The sequence below is a fragment of the Bacillus sp. FSL K6-1284 genome (assembly GCF_038002625.1).
GTDB classification, from domain to species: Bacteria; Bacillota; Bacilli; order Bacillales; family Bacillaceae; genus Bacillus; species Bacillus paralicheniformis.
Genome location: NZ_JBBOCW010000001.1, coordinates 3,083,999 through 3,101,911 on the forward strand (window position 1 = coordinate 3,083,999; position 17,913 = coordinate 3,101,911).

The following is a 17,913-nucleotide window of genomic DNA, read 5'->3' on the forward strand; positions in this document are numbered from 1 at the left end:
CATGTTAAAGGGGCATAAAAAAAGACTGACAATAAAAAAATGGCTGTTTCTCTTCATGATTGCATTTATTTTGCTCCCCATTCTTACTACAAAAATGGCCGTCCATTTTTATAATGAATCAAAAACAAATTCTATTGAAATAGAAGATATAATGCCTTGGCTGGAACAAAACATTCTAAATCAGCCGGAAAATTGGAACAAAAAAGAGTGGCAAAAACAAATACATCATAAAACTGATGAGCTTCATATAGGGATACGCTTGCTAAACAAAGATCAAAAAGTCTTATTTTCAACAGTAGAAAAACCAGATAATCATCAGATTATAAAAATAAAGCAAACAGCAGATTACTCAGTTGGGAATACAAACTATCTTCTTGAAGAATATTATGTATATCAGAACAAAAAACTCGCAGGCATTTTATATGTTCAAGATAAAAGGCCTGCACTCCATGCTTTCAATGGTCCAGAAAACAGTTTTCTAGAACAGTATGGAGGCTTATTCATCGCATTATTTGTTTTCCTAATGCTTTTGGCGACAGCTGCATGGTTTATGAATAAACAAGTATTAATTCCGTTGACTGCACTGGAGAAAACATCACAGCTCATTTCAAAGCAGGATTTCAATTTTTCTCTTCCTTCTTCACGTGTTACAGAAATTCATGAAGTATCAAACGGATTTAAGTCTATGCAGCTGCAGCTAAAGAAATCATTAGCCAAACAACAATCACTTGAAAACGAAAGAAAACTGTTTATTGCTTCTATCGTGCATGATTTACGAACACCAATATTTACAATCCGGGGATATCTAGAAATCATAGAAAAGCAATTACACCAAGCCCCTGAAAAAGTAAAGAAATATATTGTAACATGCAGAAATAAAGCGGATATGCTGAATCATTTAGTGTCAGACCTATTCTCGTATACGAAGCTAGAATTTTACAAAGAAAAACCAAGTGTAGAGTTTGTAAACCTAAACCGCTTACTTGACGATTACCTGAACGATTACTCAGCAATATTAGAAGAAAAGGGAATTCATCTCATAAAATCAATTCCTGAAGGTGATACATATGTTTATGCAGATCCCGAGCTTTTTTCCAGAGCTTTTTACAACATAATAGACAATGCCATAAGATTTTCTTTTAAAAACAGCGACATCTACGTTTCACTGTTCGAAGAGAAAAAATACGCTGTCATTGCCATTCGGGATAAAGGAAAGGGGTTGCACGAGTCCGAGTTAGACCAGATATTTACGCCGCTTTACAGAGGAGAAACCTCTCGCAATCGAAAAACAGGAGGAGCCGGATTGGGCTTAGCCATAAGCAAGGAGATTTTAGAAGTGCATGGAGGTAAAATCACTGCAGAAAACCATAACAAACAAGGTGCCGTTTTTAAATTATATTTGCCATTACCTAATGGATCATGATTAATCATCATACTTTTTTTGATCGCTTGTTTTAGATGATATAGAAAAAGCAATAAAGAAATCGCTCATCATACAATAAAAGCACATAGCTTGAATATGAAAAAAGGACCCATACATCAAGTAGAAACCAAAACAGCCAACCAATAGCTGAAAAGTAACATTTTATTTTTCGGCCTATTATTTATATCAAAAAGGAATAAAATTTGGCCTCTGGCTGATTCGGTATTACAAACATCGCAACCGTATTGGGCTATGTTTAATCAAATTTATTTCGCACAAAGTGTCATAGGCGGGGACCGCGGATATATTTTATGAAGAAAAAGGATGCAGCACCGTAAAATCGCTCTGTGTTATTATCAATCGTCTCTCGACTACTGGAGCCATTCCACAACAAACAATGGATAAAAGCTTATCAGAGCGGAAAACAGCGATATGATTGAGCTCCCTAAGGAAAAATATTCATCTTCATTTTCGCGGATTTCCCGCCTTATTCGACTTTGCATTAGCCCTTACTAACTCTGATTACATACCATTCTCCTCCTGCTAGCAAATTGCAGGATGTTTAATTCGCAGCTATGCTTATTTTCGACAGTTCAAAAGCATCATGCAGCGCTTCAACGGCTTTCACCATATCGACTTCGTTGACGACAGTCGAAACTTTGATTTCGGATGTGCTGACCATTTTGACCTGGATGTTTTTTTCCGCCAGCACAGCGAACATTTCCGCTGCTACTCCCGGGTTGGAGATCATGCCTGAACCGACGATCGAGACTTTGGCCAGCCTGTTTTCCGTTTCAATCTGTTCATAGTCGAGCGCGTCTTTGTATTCTTCGAGAACTTCGACCGTCCGTTTTAAGTCTTCCGTTTTCACGGAGAAAGAAATCGACGTTTGGCTTGTGCTTGTCACTGATTGAATGATGATGTCAACGTTGATGTTCTGTTTAGCGAGCGTTGTAAAAATCGTTGACAGCGTCGTCAAGCCGCTCGCCAGGCCGCATACGGTCACGCGTGTGATCTGATCTTCAAATGCAATGCCTCTTACGATTAAATTCTGTTCCATTGATGATTCCTCCTCGATTAATGTGCCCGCTTCTTTCTCGGTGCTTGAACGGACTTCCAAAGGCACCTGATAGTTTTTCGCAAATTCAACAGCTCTCGGATGCAGGACGCCTGCTCCAAGATTGGCAAGCTCAAGCATTTCATCGTAGGAGATTCCGGCCAGCTTCCGCGCTGTTTTCACATAGCGGGGATCGGTTGTGAAAACCCCCGGTACATCGGTGTAAATGTCGCATTTATCGGCTTTCAGGGCAGCTGCGAGGGCAACGGCTGTCGTATCTGATCCGCCTCTGCCGAGCGTTGTGATTTCACCTTCCGCTGTCGTCCCCTGGAATCCGGCGACAACGGCGATTTTCCCTTCATTCAGACGCTCTTTCAGCTTGCCTGCATCAATGTTCGTAATTCTTGCGTTGCCGTGAATATTTTCGGTTTCGATGCCGGCCTGCCAGCCTGTATAGGAAACCGCATCATACCCTTTGTTCTGCAAAGCCATTGTCAACAGCGAAATTGTTACCTGTTCTCCTGTTGTCAGCAGCATATCCATTTCCCTGCTGCTCGGCTGTTCGGTAATTTCCTTAGCAAGCGCGACGAGGGAATCCGTCGATTTGCCCATCGCTGAAACGACGACGACAACATCATGACCGCGCTGTTTTTCTTCGATGACGCGGTTTGCGACATTCAATATTTTTTCCACTGATCCTACTGAAGTTCCGCCAAATTTTTGGACGATGAGACCCATCAAATACCACCCTTTTTGTTTTCGTTCGTGCTTGTTTATGTATGAAGAGGAAAACTTGACCGGCGGGCTGTACGTTTTTTCGTACAAAAAAAGCAATGAGAGAAATTCCCTCATTGCTTTAACCAACAAAAATGCCGATGATTTTAACAACGAGATAGCCCTCCAAGAAATGATTTCTTGACAGCCTTACATTTATTCAATGTAAAGCCAGCAGGAAAAACGAATGGATTTTTTCCCCGCTTCGGCGACGCTCCCCTTTCAGCTTTTTTCATCGGAATCCATCTTCCTCATCAAGCCTACTCTTGAAGTTCGCACCTCTATCTTCACCATATCACACGATCTTATTATGAAATTAGTACAAATTCTATCAGATTCTTTTTAAAAGTTCAACATTATTTTTTCAAAGCCTCTTCAATCAGCTGCGCCGTCTTCAGGGGGATGCCGAGCTTGCGGATATCTTCGGCGCTCGCTTCCTTCATTTTCTTAACGGAACCGAAATGTTTTAACAGCAGTTTTTTCCGCTGTTCGCCGACGCCCGGTATGCCGTCGAGCACCGATTGAAATGCGCTTTTTCCTCTGAGCTGCCTGTGGAAGCTGATCGCAAACCTGTGAACTTCATCCTGAATGCGCTGAAGCAGGTAAAATTCCTGGCTGTTCCGCTCAAGCTGGACGATCTCAAGGGGGTCGCCGATCAAAAGGTTGGAAGTTCTGTGTTTATCATCTTTCACCAGACCGGCAACAGGGACATCGAGCCCCAATTCATTTTCCAAAACGTCAAGGGCGGCAGACACCTGGCCTTTTCCGCCGTCGATCAATACTAAATCAGGCAGTGGCAGATTCTCTTTCAGCACCCTTGTATATCTTCTTCTGATGACTTCGCGCATTGACCCGTAGTCGTCAGGGCCTTCAACCGTCTTAATCTTATATTTGCGGTACTCTTTTTTATGCGGTTTTCCGTCGAGAAAGACGACCATCGCCGAAACGGGGTCCGTTCCTTGAATATTTGAATTATCAAACGCTTCAATTCGGTACGGCGTGTAGATGCCCAGTGCTTTGCCGAGCTTTTCAATCGCGCCGATCGTCCGCTCTTCGTCCCGTTCAATGAGCGAAAACTTCTCTTTCAAAGCGAGCTTTGCATTTTTATGGGCAAGGAGCAGCAGGTCTTTCTTCGCTCCCCTTTTCGGCTGGCGCACGTTCACGTCCAAAAGCTCCTCAATCATGTCCTTATCGACGCTGTCTGGAACCAAAATTTCCCTTGGGAGGAAATGGTTGTTTTTTGAGTAAAATTGCCCGATGAACGTCAAAAACTCCTCGTCTGCTTCCCTGTATAAAGGAAACATGCTGACATCTCTTTCAATCAATTTGCCCTGCCTGATAAAGAAGACCTGGACGCACATCCAGCCCTTGTCATACGAATAGGCAAATACATCGCGGTCAACCATGTCATTCAGCATCATTTTCTGTTTTTCCATCGTTGACTCGATATGGGCCATTTGATCGCGGAATTCTTTCGCCCGTTCGAACTGCAGGTTTTCCGAGGCTTCGAGCATTTTTGCTTCAAGTTCTTTCTTGACTTCATTGTATCCGCCCTTTAAAAAGCGGGTGATTTCTTCTGTGAGCTGTCGGTTTGTCTCCTCAGACACATCATATACGCATGGCGCCAGACATTGTCCGAGATGATAGTACAAACAGACGCGGTCCGGCAGTTTGGCGCACTTTCTGAGCGGATAGAGGCGGTCCAGCAGCTTTTTTGTTTCCCTCGCAGCCTGGACATTGGGATACGGCCCGAAATAGCGGCCTTTGTCTTTTTTGACCTTCCTCGTGACAATCAGCTTCGGATGCCGCTCGTTCGTGATTTTAATAAACGGGTAGCTTTTATCATCTTTCAGCATCACGTTATATTTCGGGTCGTACTTTTTGATTAAATTCATTTCAAGAATGAGCGCTTCGATGTTGGAGGAGGTGACAATGTATTCAAAATCTTCAATTTCACTGACAAGACGCTGTGTTTTGGCATCATGGGACCCGCTGAAATAGGAGCGGACCCTGTTTTTTAAGATTTTCGCTTTCCCGACGTAGATGACGGTATCCTGCCTGTCTTTCATCAAGTAGCAGCCAGGCTGATCCGGGAGAAGGGCCAGCTTTTCTTTGATTTTTTTGTTCATCAAAAATCCTTCCTTGTTTCGGCGTTTTTTCTTCATTTCAGTTTACCATGACCGACCGTACGTTCGCTACAATTGGAGGAGGAAGATGGCGCGTTGTAAGAAAAAAGCGATCCCTTTGGAATCGCCTTTTTCACAGGTTTCTATTTTACAAATGTTTGTTGACCAGTTCTTCAAGGGCTTCTTTCGGTTTAAAGCCGACAGATGTTTCAACCACTTCGCCGTCTTTTAGTATGAGGAGAGTCGGGATGCTCATCACGCCGTATTTGCCGGCAGTTTCTTGGTTTTCGTCAACATCGATTTTTACGATTTTCAGTTTGTCTCCCATTTCTTGATCAAGCTCTTCAAGTACCGGCGCGATCATTTTGCAAGGTCCGCACCAAGGAGCCCAGAAGTCGGCAAGAACTACGCCTTCACTTGTTTCAGATGAGAATGTTTGATCAGTTGCTTTTACGATAGCCATTCTTTCATTCCTCCAATTGTGAAATTATGCTTTTTAGTATAGCATCTCCCTTTGGTTCACGCTAACATAATGCTTGATTATACATTTCCCTATCTGCGCAGTTTTACACATCGGGATTTTAGCCTTTCTAAAAATGTCCTTATTCCATGTTATTTTGCAAAAGGCGGAAATGTGCCTATGTAAAAAGCCGGCCATTTCAGGCCGGCTTTTGATCAAGTACTGACGCTCAGCTTTTTAAATTCCTCCGTGAGCAGCGGAACGATTTCAAATAAGTCGCCGACGATCCCGTAGTCGGCAATTTTAAAGATGTCGGCTTCCGGATCTTTGTTGATGGCAACGATGATTTTGCTGTTTGACATCCCTGCGAGGTGCTGAATCGCTCCTGAAATGCCGCAGGCGATATATAAGTCTGGAGTTACGACTTTGCCGGTCTGGCCGATTTGAAGCGAATAGTCGCAGTAGTCTGCGTCACAGGCTCCCCTTGAAGCGCCGACCGCGCCGCCCAGTACGTCGGCAAGCTCCTGCAGCGGTTTAAAGCCTTCCTCGCTTTTGACGCCGCGGCCGCCGGCTACGATGATTTTCGCTTCAGACAAATCGACGCCTTCGGACGTTTTTTTGACAATGTCCTTGATAACCGTTCTGATGTCCCGAATATCCGCTTCGATGCTTTCGACCGCTCCCGTTCGCGTCTCATCTTTGTCGAGCGGGGCGATATTATTCGGTCTGATCGTTGCAAAAATCGTTTCATCTTCGGAAATGATCCGCTCAAACGCTTTGCCTGAGTAGATCGGTCTTGTAAACACGATGTTGCCGCCGGCTACTTCGACGTTGACGGCATCTGATATCAGCCCTGTTCCCATACGGGCTGCAAGCTTCGGCGACAAGTCTTTGCCCATTGACGTATGGCCGAAAATTATCACGTCCGGACTTTCGCGCTCAATGATCGGCATAAAGGCTTGAACATAGCCGTCAGACGTATAGTTTTTCAAGAGCGGGTTTTCGGCTGTAAGCACTCTGTCAGCGCCGTAATGGATCAGTTGTGCCGCATCGCTTGAAACGCTTTCACCGAAGAGAACACCGATCACCTCTCCCCCTTCGGCAACCGTTTTTCCTGCAGCTATCGCTTCGAATGTCACATTTCTCAACGAACCGTCCCTGAACTCTCCCAATACGATAACTTTTTTGCTCATGTCCATTTCCCCCTGTATTTTAATGACCGTGTTTTTGCTCCCTTCGGTTTCAAACGACCTTTGCTTCGCTTCTCAGCAGTGATACAAGGTCTGCCGCCTGCTGTTCCGGCTCCCCTTCAAGGATTTTCCCGGCTTCTTTTTTCGGAGGCAGGAACCGTTCGATCGTTTTTGTTTTGGCGGCCACGTCTTCCTCGTCGATGTCCAGATCATCAAGTTCAAGCTCCTCAAGAGGCTTTTTCTTCGCCTTCATGATTCCCGGAAGTGACGGATAACGCGGTTCGTTCAACCCCTGCTGTGCAGTCGCTACGATTGGAAGCGACGTTTGGATCACTTCAAGGTCACCCTCGGCGTCGCGTTCCGCTTCAACATCTCCGCCGTTTACCATCAGCTTTGTAATCGTCGTGATACAAGGGATGCCGAGCAGCTCGGCCAAACGAGGCGCCACCTGTCCCGATCCCCCGTCGATCGCCACATTCCCGCCGAGTATCATGTCATACTCGCGGTCTTTCAAATAGTTGTATAGGATGGCTGACGCCGTATATTGGTCCGCTTCTTCCAGATCGTCTTCAATGTTGATCAAAACGGCTTTGTCGCACCCCATCGCCAGAGCCGTCCTGAGTTCTTTTTCAGCTTCTTCCTCGCCGACTGTGACAACCGTAATCTCACCGCCGTGCTTCTCCTTCAGCTGAAGCGCTTCTTCAATGGCGTACTCATCGTACGGGTTGATGATGAATTCCGCTCCATCCGTGCTGATTTCCCCTTGTTCAATCTGAATTTTCTCCTCTGTATCAAACGTGCGCTTCATTAAGACATAAATGTTCATGTTCTATTCATCCCCTTTGTTTTCACGTTTGTTATTTCCCTTTAAAATGCGGCTTCCGCTTTTCAAGAAATGCCTGAATCCCTTCCTTCGCATCCTCCGATTGGAACACTTCGCCGAAGTATTTTCCTTCCAGCTTGAGGCCGCCTTCATACGAATACACTTTGCTCGAATTCAGGAGTTCAATGACATAAGCCATCGTCTGCGGACTTTTTTCAGCGAATTTTCGCGCGAGCTCTTGTGCCTTTTGCAGCACTTCTTCTTCATTCGCCGCCAAAATCGTGACAAGGCCGTATTCAAAAGCTTCCTTGCCGGATATCGGCTCTGATGTCCCGATCATTTCAAGCGCTTTGGCGGTGCCCACATACTTCGGAAGGCGCTGCGTTCCCGCAAAGCCGGGAATGATTCCGAGATTCAGTTCGGGAAGGCCGAGCTTAGCGCTCTCCTCGGCAATCCGGATGTGGCATGCCATTGCAAGCTCCAGACCTCCTCCAAGAGCAGCTCCGTGAATCGCGGCGATCACGGGCTTTGGAAAAGATTCTACTTTTTCGAAAATCTGCTGGCCTTTATCAGCCAAATTTGCATAATCAGACCCGTCCATCAATGATGTAAACTCTTTAATGTCAGCGCCTGCCGAGAAAAATCTTCCTTCCCCGTGAATCACGACGCTTCTGACATCCTGACGTTCTGAAAGCTCCTCAAGACATGCGGAAAGGTCTTCAAGCACTTGCGTCGATAGCGCATTTGCCGGCGGGTGCTGAATCGTAATGGTTGCGATATAGTCGTCTACGGCGTATGTTAATGCTGCCATTTTATTTCTCCTCCTTCGTCTTTTGGCTGCCGAACCCATGGATCAGCAATTCATGAATGCTGTCTGCCAGCTTTGGCAGATCGTATTTTTGATCATTCATCACCCAGGTTGTAACCGTCTCATCCACCGTACCGAAAATCATCTGCTTCGCCAGGCGGACATCAAGCGTGCTCTTAAATTCTCCCGCTTCTTTTCCTTCGGTGATGATGTCTTCCAGGATCGTCAAGTACCCTTTGAGAATCTCATTGATTTTCAGCCTCAGCTCAAGATTCGACTGCCTCAGCTCAAGCTGGGTGACAATCGCGAGGTGGCGATCGCTGCTGAGCAGTTCAAAGTGCTTTTTGATGAACAGCGTGAGCTTTTCTGTCGCCGAATTTGTCACTTCCATTTCTTCGTTCATCTGCTCGATAAACTGTCCCATTTTCTCTTTGAATAGCGAGATGAGAATATCTTCTTTGTTTTTAAAATAAAGATAAATGGTGCCGTCCGCCACTCCGGCCTGCTTGGCGATTTTCGAAACCTGCGCCTGATGGTATCCGTTTTCTGCAATCACAATGACAGCTGCGTCGATAATCTGCATATACTTTGGTCTCTTTTGTTTCAATTGGCTTCGTTCCTTTCAAATTAATGAATGAATACTCATTCATGAGTTTATCGTAAATAAAAATGGACGCTTTGTCAAGAAGCTAAACTCAAATCGCACCACAAAAGCATGCCGTCAAAATCGACGGCAGACTTCGCTTTTTCAGACGCCGGTTTTTTCTTCTTGAACGAGCGCTCTTCTTAAAATCTTCCCGACTGCCGTTTTCGGCAGTTCGTCCCTGAACTCGTATACTTTCGGCACTTTATAAGGAGCCAGACGCGATCTGGCATATTCGTCCAATTCCTTCTCCGTTATTGTAACATGATCTTTCAGCACTATAAAAGCCTTAACCGTTTCTCCTCTGTATTCATCAGGGATGCCGGCAACAACCGCCTCCTGAACGGCTTCGTGCTCATAGAGCACCTCTTCGATTTCACGCGGGTAAATGTTGTATCCCCCGGCAATGATCACGTCTTTTTTGCGGTCGACAATATAAAAGAAGCCGTCTTTATCCATGTAGCCGATGTCCCCTGTAAAAAACCAGCCGTCCCTTAGACTTTGAGCGGTTTCTTCATCATTGTTCCAGTAGCCCTTCATCACCTGCGGTCCTTTGACGGCGATTTCTCCATGCTCATAAGGTCCGAGAAAACCGCCGGTTTCTTCCGAATAGATAGCCGCGTCTGTACCAGGCCAAGGACAGCCGATACTGCCCGCTTTATTCAAATCCCAAATAAAATTGGCGTGAGTGACGGGCGAGGTTTCAGACATTCCGTAACCTTCGACAAGCCTTCCGCCCGTTACCTTTTCAAACTGCTGTTTGACTTCAACAGGAAGCGCTGCAGATCCGCTCAAACAGCTCTTAATTGACGACAGATCAAATTGGTGAAGATCAGGATGGTTCAACAGGGCGATATATATCGTCGGTGCCCCCGGAAATATCGTCGGCTTTTCTTTATCGATCGTTTTCAGCGCTGCGCGCGCGTCAAATCTCGGCAGCAGAATCATTTCATACCCCTGCCTGATCGTGAAATTCAAGACGGCCGTCATTCCGTAGACGTGAAAAAACGGGACGATCCCCAGCACCTTCTCCTCCCCTTTATTCAATTGATAAAACCAGGCATCGCACATCTCCATATTGGCTAGTATGTTGCGGTGGCTGAGCATGACGCCTTTTGGCGTGCCTGTCGTGCCTCCGGTATACTGCAGGACGGCAATGTCGTGGGCCGGATCGATTTCAATCCCCGGCGGACCGCTTGGAACGGGGCGTTTCATGATGGTTCGCAAGAGGTGTGTCGTCTCATTTTCATTGATCTCAACCGACATTTGATTCTCTTTTTTTTGCACGATTGGGTACAGCAGATTTTTAGGGAAAGGCAGGTAATCTTTTATGCTTGTCGCAATGATGTGCCGGATATTTGACAGCGCTTTCATTTTATATGCCGCCGGGTACAGCATGTCAAGCGTAATGATGATGGTTGCCCCGCTGTCATGAAGCAGATGTTCAAGCTCCCTTTCCGTATACAGCGGATTTGTCTGGACGACGATGCCGCCGGAGAAAAGAACGCCGTAATACGCGATAACCGCCTGCGGGCAGTTCGGCAGCATGATCGAGACTCTGTCTCCTTTTTGAATGCCGAGTGACAGCAGGTAATCTGCCATTTTTAAAGCGTCCTCATAAACTTGCCGGTACGAACATTTTTTTCCGAGAAAATGAATCGCTGTTTTTTCAGAAAACTGTTGGGCGGATTGTTGCAGGATGGAATGGAGTGTTTGATCTTCAAATTGCAGCTCGTGAGGAATTTGTTCGGGATAATGACGCAGCCACGGTTTTTCAGTCGGCATAAGCTCCCCCCTTTTAAACAATATATTCTTGATTTCAGTATATCAAAACAATATTCAGAAAGTAATGATATTTTTTCTTTTTAAAAAAGGCGCCCTTTTAAAGGACACCTTTTTCAAGCATAAAAGATCATATAAATCAGGCCGATAACCACAAATACCCCAGCTGTGAAAAACAGGACTTTCGCTAATTTCTCCATGTTGATCCCCTTTAGATACCCGAAGCCACGACAAATGACAGGCCGACTGAAATGACGAATGAAATGAAGCCGACTGCGCGGTTGTCGTTTTCAATCTCCTTGTCAATTTTAAAGCGCGGCGTCAGAAATTCAAAAATGAAGTAGCCGATCAAAAGCAGGATAAAACCGAACAGCCCCCACCCCATCATTTGCAGCAGGGAATTATGCTGGCTGATCGATTTTTGCAGCACGTTGGCGATGCCTAAAATTTTTCCGCCTGTTGCCATCGCGACCGCCACGTTTCCTTTTTGAATCTCCTCCCAATTTTTATAGGTGGTGACGAGTTCAAACACAGATAAAAATATCACAAGACACAAAACGGAAACACTATAGTACGCGGCAATTTCCACAAGGTCGTTCTCCCAAAACTCTTTCATCCTTCTAGACTCCCTTTTTTATTTTAATTCGACAATGGTGACGCCTGATCCTCCCTCTCCCGCTTCGCCGAACCGGGAGTTTTTCACATTGCGGTGGGATTTCAAGAGGTCCTGAACGCCTTTTCGGAGGGCGCCGGTTCCTTTTCCGTGGATGATCGAGACTCTTGGATAGCCCGCAAGCACCGCATCATCCAAGTATTTTTCAACCCGGTGAAGCGCATTTTCATACCGCTCCCCCCTAAGGTCGAGTTCGAGCGAGACGTGATAATCTTTTCCTTTGACGGCGGCGATCGTTTTTTGTTTTTCGGGTTCAGGTGCCGATTTCAGGAATTCCAGATCCTTTTCCTTAACCTTCATTTTCAGAATGCCGATTTGAACATTCCATTCGGCCGCACCCGTTTTTTCGAGCAGCGTTCCTTTTTGGCCAAAGGTTAAAACCTTGACTTCATCGCCCGGTTTTAATTCGCGCTTGTCCGTTTTTTTCTGAGCCGGCTTTTTCGCTTTTTCAAACGAAGGCACCGCTTCTTCAAGGCGTTTTTTCGCCTCGATCAGCTCATGGTCTTTAAATGCTTTATGGTCTTCCTTGATCATGCGGAGCGACTGGATGATCTCGTCTGCTTCTTTCATCGCTTCTTTGACTTTTTCAGCGGCTTTTTGCTCCGCTTCTTCATAGAGCCTGTCTTTTTTCTCCTGCCATTCGCTGATCTGCTGCTGGAGGTCGCGGTGAAGGGCTTCAGCCTCCGCGCGGATGGCTTCTGTCTCGTTCAGCTCCGCCTCGGCGCGCTTTTTGCTGTCTTCCAGCGATGCGATCATCGTATCAACTTCATTATGTTCGGCCGTCATCTCCGCTTTTGCGCGGCCGATCAGGTAATCAGGCAGCCCGAGGCGCTTCGAAATTTCGAACGCATTGCTTCGGCCGGGCACTCCGATTAACAGCTTGTAGGTTGGTGACAGTGTATCGATATCAAATTCGACGCTTGCATTAATGACATTTTCGCGATTGTAGCCGTATGCCTTCAGCTCAGGGTAATGAGTCGTGGCAATGACGCGCGCGCCAGTCTGGCACACCTCGTCAAGGATGCTGATCGCAAGGGCCGCGCCTTCCTGCGGGTCTGTCCCGGCGCCGAGCTCGTCAAAAAGCACAAGGCTGTTTTCCGTCATGTCTTTCAAAATATCGACGATGTTGACCATATGTGACGAGAACGTACTTAAGCTTTGTTCGATTGACTGTTCATCGCCGATATCGGCAAATACTTGATCAAATATGGCGGTTTCTGATCCTTCTTCCGCCGGTACGTGCAATCCCGACTGCGCCATAATGGTCAAAAGCCCGAGCGTTTTAAGCGTCACCGTTTTACCGCCCGTGTTCGGGCCCGTGATGACAATTGTCGTATATTCTCCGCCGAGCTCAATATCATTCGGAACGACTTCATCCAGGGGCAAAAGCGGGTGGCGGGCTTGAATCAGGCGGACATAGCCGTCAGCGTTGACAGCCGGTTTAACCGCTTTTGTCGCTTTGGCGTATTTTGCTTTTGCAAAAATAAAGTCCAGCGTCTGAAGCACTTTGACATCGTGAAAGAGTTCATTTGTGTGCTCTGCCGTCTTTTCTGTCAGGACGCGCAAAATCCGTTCAATCTCCTGTTTTTCGTTTACTTTCGCCTGGCGAAGCGCATTGTTCATATCGACAATCGCCTGAGGCTCGATAAACAATGTCGCGCCGGAAGACGACTGATCGTGCACGATTCCTCCGTAGCTTGATCTGTACTCCTGTTTAACAGGGATAACGAAGCGGTCGTTGCGAATTGTGATGATCGTATCCGACAGCATTTTTTGCGCAGATGAAGAACGCAACATTGATTCCAGCCGGTCCCTGATTCTTGATTCAAGCGTCCGCAGCTGCGTCCTGATTCCCCTTAACGTCTCAGATGCATGGTCTAGCACTTCTCCATGATCATCGATGCACGAATTGATGTCTCTTTCCAATTCGGAAAGCGGAATGAGCTTTTCTGCATATTGGTGAAGACAAGGAATCTCAACCCCGTCTTCGAACAGGCCTTCGAGAAAATGCTTCATCTGTTTTGCTGCGTATAGCAGACCCGATATTTCGGTCAATTCCGCCGGGCTTAAAATGCTGCCGATTTCCGCCCTTCTTAACGCTTTTCTAATGTCGGTAAGGCCGCCGAAAGGGGCGTTTCCTTTTAAACGCAGGACGGTTCCTGCTTCATCGACTTCTTCCTGCAGCTTTTTGACTTCTTCGAGCGAACGGGAAGGTTTGAGTTCCAAAAGCATTTCCTTCCCTAAAGAAGATGCCGCATGCTCTGTGAGCTGTTCTTTTACTTTATGAAATTCAAGTGCTGATAGCGCTTTTTGCTGCAACGTCCATTAAACCTCCTTAAGATCGATGGCGCGACAAAAATGCCTGGACTTCTTCAAAGGAGCGGGTATTTAATACATTGGCCTTTGGCGTCCATCCTTTTCTCGCTGCCGTAACGCCCGTTTTCATATCGTCAAGCATCGCTGTGTTGTGGGCATCCGTATTAATAACGAGTGTCACTCCGGCAGCATTCGCTTTCATCAAGTGTTCCATCCTGAGATCGAGCCGCGCTGGATTTGCGTTCAGTTCCAAGGCGGTATTCGTTTTCTTCGCAAGCTCGATCAGCTGGTCAATATCGACTTCATAACCCGCCCTTCTTCCGATCAGACGGCCGGTCGGATGAGCGATAATGTCAACGTGCTGATTCATCAGTGCGGTTTCAAGCCGCTTCATGATGACATGCTGCGGCTGTGAAAAGCTTGAATGGATCGAAGCAATGACAAGGTCCATTTCCGCCAGCAGCTCATCGTCATAATCTAGCGTTCCGTCAGGCAGGATGTCCATTTCCACGCCTTTAAAAATATGAAAATCGGTCAATTCCTTATTCAGTTCATCAATTTCCTTCGCCTGCATGCGCAGGCGCTCAGGCGTCAAACCGCCTGCCACTTTTAAATACTGGGAATGGTCTGTGATCGCCATATAGCGGTACCCTTTTGCCATGCAGGCTTCCGCCATTTCCCTGATCGAAAAAGCACCGTCGCTCCAAGCCGAGTGCATATGAAGGTCTCCTTGAATATCCTCGGCGGAAACGAGTCCGATGTCATCGCGGTAGTCCTCGACTTCTCTTCCTGTCTCCCGCAGTTCGGGCGGAATAAACGGAAGCCCGAAATGGGCGAAAAACTCTTGTTCGCTTGAGAAGGTTTTAATTTCTCCAGTTTCAACGGTTTCGACGCCGTATTCACTGATTCTTTCGCCTTTTTCTTTGGCAAGCTGGCGCATTTTGATATTGTGGTCTTTTGATCCGGTAAAATGATGGAGCGTCGTTGGGAACTGTTCCTCCGTCACCAGCCGGAAATCCGCACTGATTTCGTATTCAAAGGCAAATGTGAGAGACACTTTCGTATCTCCTGCGGCAATGACCTCCTTGATGTTCGAAAGCTTCAGGAGTCCTTCCCTGACAAGTTCCGGATCAGTGACAGCCATAATGTAATCGAGGTCTTTCACCGTTTCTTTGGCACGGCGCAGGCTTCCAGCCCGCGAAAACTTGATGAGGCCCTGGAGCCCTTCAAGCTGTTCTTCGATGATTTCAGCGACAGCCAAAGCGACCGCGATCGGGTACCGTTCAGGGCGTTTCCCCGCTTCACCTAAAGCCTGCAGGATTTTTTCTTCCGTTTTTTTGCCGAATCCGGCAAGCCCCTGAACCTTTTGCTGTTCGCATGCCTCTTTTAAAGACGCCGCATCACAGACGCCGAGCTCCTGATACAGCTTGGCGATTTTTTTGCCGCCGAGGCCCGGCAGCTTCAAAAGCGGGACAAGTCCTTCCGGAACCTCTTCCTTTAATCGTTCAAGCGTACCGGACGCTCCCGTGTCCATATATTCCTTGATGACGGCATACGTGCCTTTGCCGATCCCTGACAGGGACATCATATCATCGATCTCCGAGAGGCTCCGGTCGTCTTGTTCAAGAGCTGCCGCAGCCTTTCTGAAAGCGGAGATCTTAAACGGGTTATCCCCTTTTAGTTCCATATATATCGCAATCGTTTCAAGCAATTTGATGATATCTTTTTTATGCATGCTGTTCACCTCTTGTTTCCCCTCGTTCATCCTGCTTCAATCATACAAATTTTTGGCTGATCCTACAACAAACAGGCCTATTCGACAGTTTTCGGGGTTCTCAAGAGCCCCGAAAAAAACTTCCCTACAAACAGAGAAGTTTTTACAAAGATCCGTACTGATGCAGCAGATTGTTTAACATGTTTGATAAAAACGGTGTTTTATGAATGATCAAATCAGCCATCACCGAACCGGCCATCATGTTTTGCAGAACATCGATCGGCAGAAGCGTTCCGATGAACAGAACGACAAACACGAACAGATAGATTTCCGCAAAACCGAGCACGGCTCCAAGTACTTGGTTGATCTGTTTGAGAACCGGTATGCTTGCAACGGCATCCAGAAACGATGCGGCAATTCTCAAAAGGATAATCGTCAGGAAAAAGAGAATCAAAAACGCAATCATATTGTAATAAGCGCCTTCAAGGCTTCCGTTTACAAACGCCAGCGCAGACTGGCCGCCCGTAAAGTCGGGAGACGGAATCCAGCCGAGCTTAGGTGCAAGGTCGCCGTAATAGGTTGCGGCCACAGCGATCGCTGCGATAAACGTAACCAAACGGATAAACTGGCGGATAAACCCTCTTTTGAGTCCAATAAACAAACCGGACAAAAGCAAAATGATAATGATGATATCTAGCATCGTGATGTTCAATCCTTTTCTTTAATTTGTCCTTTTAATCTCTCAAGCTCTTCCTTCAGCTTCAAATAATCGTGAACCACATTTACAGCCGTCAAAACGGCCAGTTTATTTATATCAAGATACGGATTTTTTTCGTTGATTTCTCTCATTTTATCATCCACAATCGAGGCAACGTGCCTCATATGGCTCTTGCTCTCATCGCCGATAATTGTGAATTGCTGACCGTAGATGTCAACTGTTGTTTTCGTTTTTTGACCATCAGACAACGTTTCTCCTCCATTCCAATTATGCGAGAATCCTAGTCTATATCATAACATGTTTAGAGATTGAATGGAAAGACGAGCCCTCCGCTGTTATGATACACTTATAAAAACAATGATTTAGCCTGTTTAAGCAGCTAATAAAGGAGATTAGAACGTGTCACATTCTGTTTTAAAAGTTCCCCCGTCTGTTATTGAACGGATGCAAAGCCACTACGGGCCTCACATGACTTCCCTTTCCGTACAGGGCGCGGTTTTCCAGGCCAAACCACAGGGCTGCACCATTACAGCATACCGGTCGGGGAAGGTGCTGTTCCAAGGAAAAAACGCGGAAAAGGAAGCGGAGCGCTGGACGGCGGATGCTGAAACACCGGCTGCCAAAAAGCCCGCATCCAAAAAAAGCATCCCGTCCGTCTATCAGCCGCCTGAAGGCATCGGTTCCATGTCTGTGATCGGCTCCGATGAAGTCGGGACAGGCGATTATTTCGGTCCGATCACCGTCGCGTGCGTATACGCTGACAAGGTAAAGCTGCCGCTGTTAAAGGAACTCGGTGTTAAAGATTCAAAAAACTTAAAAGATCCGCAAATCGTTCAGATCGCGCGCGACTTAATCAAGACAGTTCCTTACAGCCTGCTCGTCTTGAGAAATGAAAAGTATAATGAAATGCAGGAAAAAGGGATGAGCCAGGGAAAAATGAAGGCCCTTCTCCACAACCAGGCGATCGGCAACCTTCTCAAAAAATTGGACGGAACCCGGCCCGAAGCGATTTTAATCGACCAGTTCGCAGAACCTGCCGTCTATTTTAAACACCTGGCCGGCAAAACCGCCATCAAAGAACGTACATATTTCAGTACAAAAGCTGAAGGCATCCACCTTTCAGTCGCAGCGGCCTCGATCATCGCACGCTATTCATTTTTAATGGAGATGGATAAGCTTTCGAAAGAAGCCGGGATGACGCTCCCGAAAGGAGCGGGTCCGCTCGTCGATGAAGCGGCGGCAAAGCTGATCAAGAAACACGGCGAAGGCGCATTGAGGGTATTTACAAAGCTGCACTTTGCAAATACGCAGAAGGCGAAGCGGATTGCGTCGAGGTGATAAGCATTAAAAGGGGGACTTCCGGCTGTCGGAGGTCCCGTCGCTTTACATGACCTTAAACATTTTTT

At 46.6% G+C, this 17,913-nt stretch carries 15 protein-coding genes and 1 riboswitch; of the genes, 2 read left to right on the forward strand and 13 right to left on the reverse strand.

Annotated features, from left to right (window positions below):
- The first annotated feature begins 1 nt into the window (after nucleotide 1).
- Nucleotides 2–1,423 carry a sensor histidine kinase gene (locus MHB72_RS15790; protein ID WP_216919831.1) on the forward strand — a complete coding sequence of 474 codons (1,422 nt, stop codon included), beginning with the start codon at nucleotides 2–4 and terminating at the stop codon, nucleotides 1,421–1,423.
- 562 nt (nucleotides 1,424–1,985) lie between these two features.
- On the opposite strand, the gene MHB72_RS15795 is transcribed toward MHB72_RS15790, so the two are convergent.
- From MHB72_RS15795 to zapA, 13 genes are all read right to left on the reverse strand, one after another.
- Nucleotides 1,986–3,218 carry an aspartate kinase gene (locus tag MHB72_RS15795; protein ID WP_216920272.1) on the reverse strand — a complete coding sequence of 411 codons (1,233 nt, stop codon included), beginning with the start codon at nucleotides 3,216–3,218 and terminating at the stop codon, nucleotides 1,986–1,988.
- Nucleotides 3,219–3,365: 147 nt separating this feature from the next.
- A riboswitch (Lysine riboswitch) is annotated at nucleotides 3,366–3,546 on the reverse strand.
- A 64-nt stretch (nucleotides 3,547–3,610) separates the two neighbouring features.
- A complete protein-coding gene (gene uvrC, locus MHB72_RS15800; protein ID WP_023855450.1) occupies nucleotides 3,611–5,383 on the reverse strand; it encodes an excinuclease ABC subunit UvrC in 1,773 nt (590 codons plus the stop codon).
- Nucleotides 5,384–5,528: 145 nt separating this feature from the next.
- Nucleotides 5,529–5,843, reverse strand: coding sequence for a thioredoxin (trxA, locus tag MHB72_RS15805; RefSeq protein WP_020452497.1), 315 nt, complete (start codon nucleotides 5,841–5,843; stop codon nucleotides 5,529–5,531).
- A 212-nt stretch (nucleotides 5,844–6,055) separates the two neighbouring features.
- Nucleotides 6,056–7,033, reverse strand: a complete 978-nt coding sequence (locus MHB72_RS15810) for an electron transfer flavoprotein subunit alpha/FixB family protein (RefSeq protein WP_039072904.1) — start codon at nucleotides 7,031–7,033, stop codon at nucleotides 6,056–6,058.
- Between the two features lie 49 nt (nucleotides 7,034–7,082).
- Complete coding sequence (locus MHB72_RS15815; RefSeq protein ID WP_026579113.1) at nucleotides 7,083–7,856, reverse strand: electron transfer flavoprotein subunit beta/FixA family protein; 774 nt, start codon at nucleotides 7,854–7,856, stop codon at nucleotides 7,083–7,085.
- Between the two features lie 31 nt (nucleotides 7,857–7,887).
- Nucleotides 7,888–8,664, reverse strand: coding sequence for an enoyl-CoA hydratase (locus tag MHB72_RS15820; protein WP_020452500.1), 777 nt, complete (start codon nucleotides 8,662–8,664; stop codon nucleotides 7,888–7,890).
- 1 nt (nucleotide 8,665) lies between these two features.
- Nucleotides 8,666–9,268, reverse strand: a complete 603-nt coding sequence (locus MHB72_RS15825) for a TetR/AcrR family transcriptional regulator (RefSeq protein ID WP_020452501.1) — start codon at nucleotides 9,266–9,268, stop codon at nucleotides 8,666–8,668.
- Between the two features lie 141 nt (nucleotides 9,269–9,409).
- The gene (locus tag MHB72_RS15830) at nucleotides 9,410–11,089 is read right to left on the reverse strand and encodes an AMP-binding protein (protein WP_216919829.1); all 1,680 of its coding nucleotides are present in this window, start codon (nucleotides 11,087–11,089) and stop codon (nucleotides 9,410–9,412) included.
- 208 nt (nucleotides 11,090–11,297) lie between these two features.
- On the reverse strand, nucleotides 11,298–11,702 hold the full coding sequence (locus MHB72_RS15835; RefSeq protein ID WP_216919827.1) for a DUF350 domain-containing protein: 405 nt from the start codon (nucleotides 11,700–11,702) through the stop codon (nucleotides 11,298–11,300).
- 18 nt (nucleotides 11,703–11,720) lie between these two features.
- Nucleotides 11,721–14,078, reverse strand: a complete 2,358-nt coding sequence (locus tag MHB72_RS15840) for an endonuclease MutS2 (protein ID WP_026579110.1) — start codon at nucleotides 14,076–14,078, stop codon at nucleotides 11,721–11,723.
- 16 nt (nucleotides 14,079–14,094) lie between these two features.
- Nucleotides 14,095–15,810, reverse strand: coding sequence for a DNA polymerase/3'-5' exonuclease PolX (gene polX, locus MHB72_RS15845; protein WP_216919825.1), 1,716 nt, complete (start codon nucleotides 15,808–15,810; stop codon nucleotides 14,095–14,097).
- 142 nt (nucleotides 15,811–15,952) lie between these two features.
- Nucleotides 15,953–16,489 carry a CvpA family protein gene (locus tag MHB72_RS15850; protein WP_023855455.1) on the reverse strand — a complete coding sequence of 179 codons (537 nt, stop codon included), beginning with the start codon at nucleotides 16,487–16,489 and terminating at the stop codon, nucleotides 15,953–15,955.
- An 8-nt stretch (nucleotides 16,490–16,497) separates the two neighbouring features.
- Complete coding sequence (zapA, locus tag MHB72_RS15855) at nucleotides 16,498–16,755, reverse strand: cell division protein ZapA (RefSeq protein WP_020452506.1); 258 nt, start codon at nucleotides 16,753–16,755, stop codon at nucleotides 16,498–16,500.
- A 151-nt stretch (nucleotides 16,756–16,906) separates the two neighbouring features.
- On the opposite strand from zapA, the gene rnhC reads away from it, so the two are divergent.
- Nucleotides 16,907–17,845 (forward strand): ribonuclease HIII, encoded by a 939-nt coding sequence (gene rnhC, locus MHB72_RS15860; protein ID WP_216919823.1) that lies wholly within the window; start codon nucleotides 16,907–16,909, stop codon nucleotides 17,843–17,845.
- The last annotated feature ends 68 nt before the right edge of the window (nucleotides 17,846–17,913 follow it).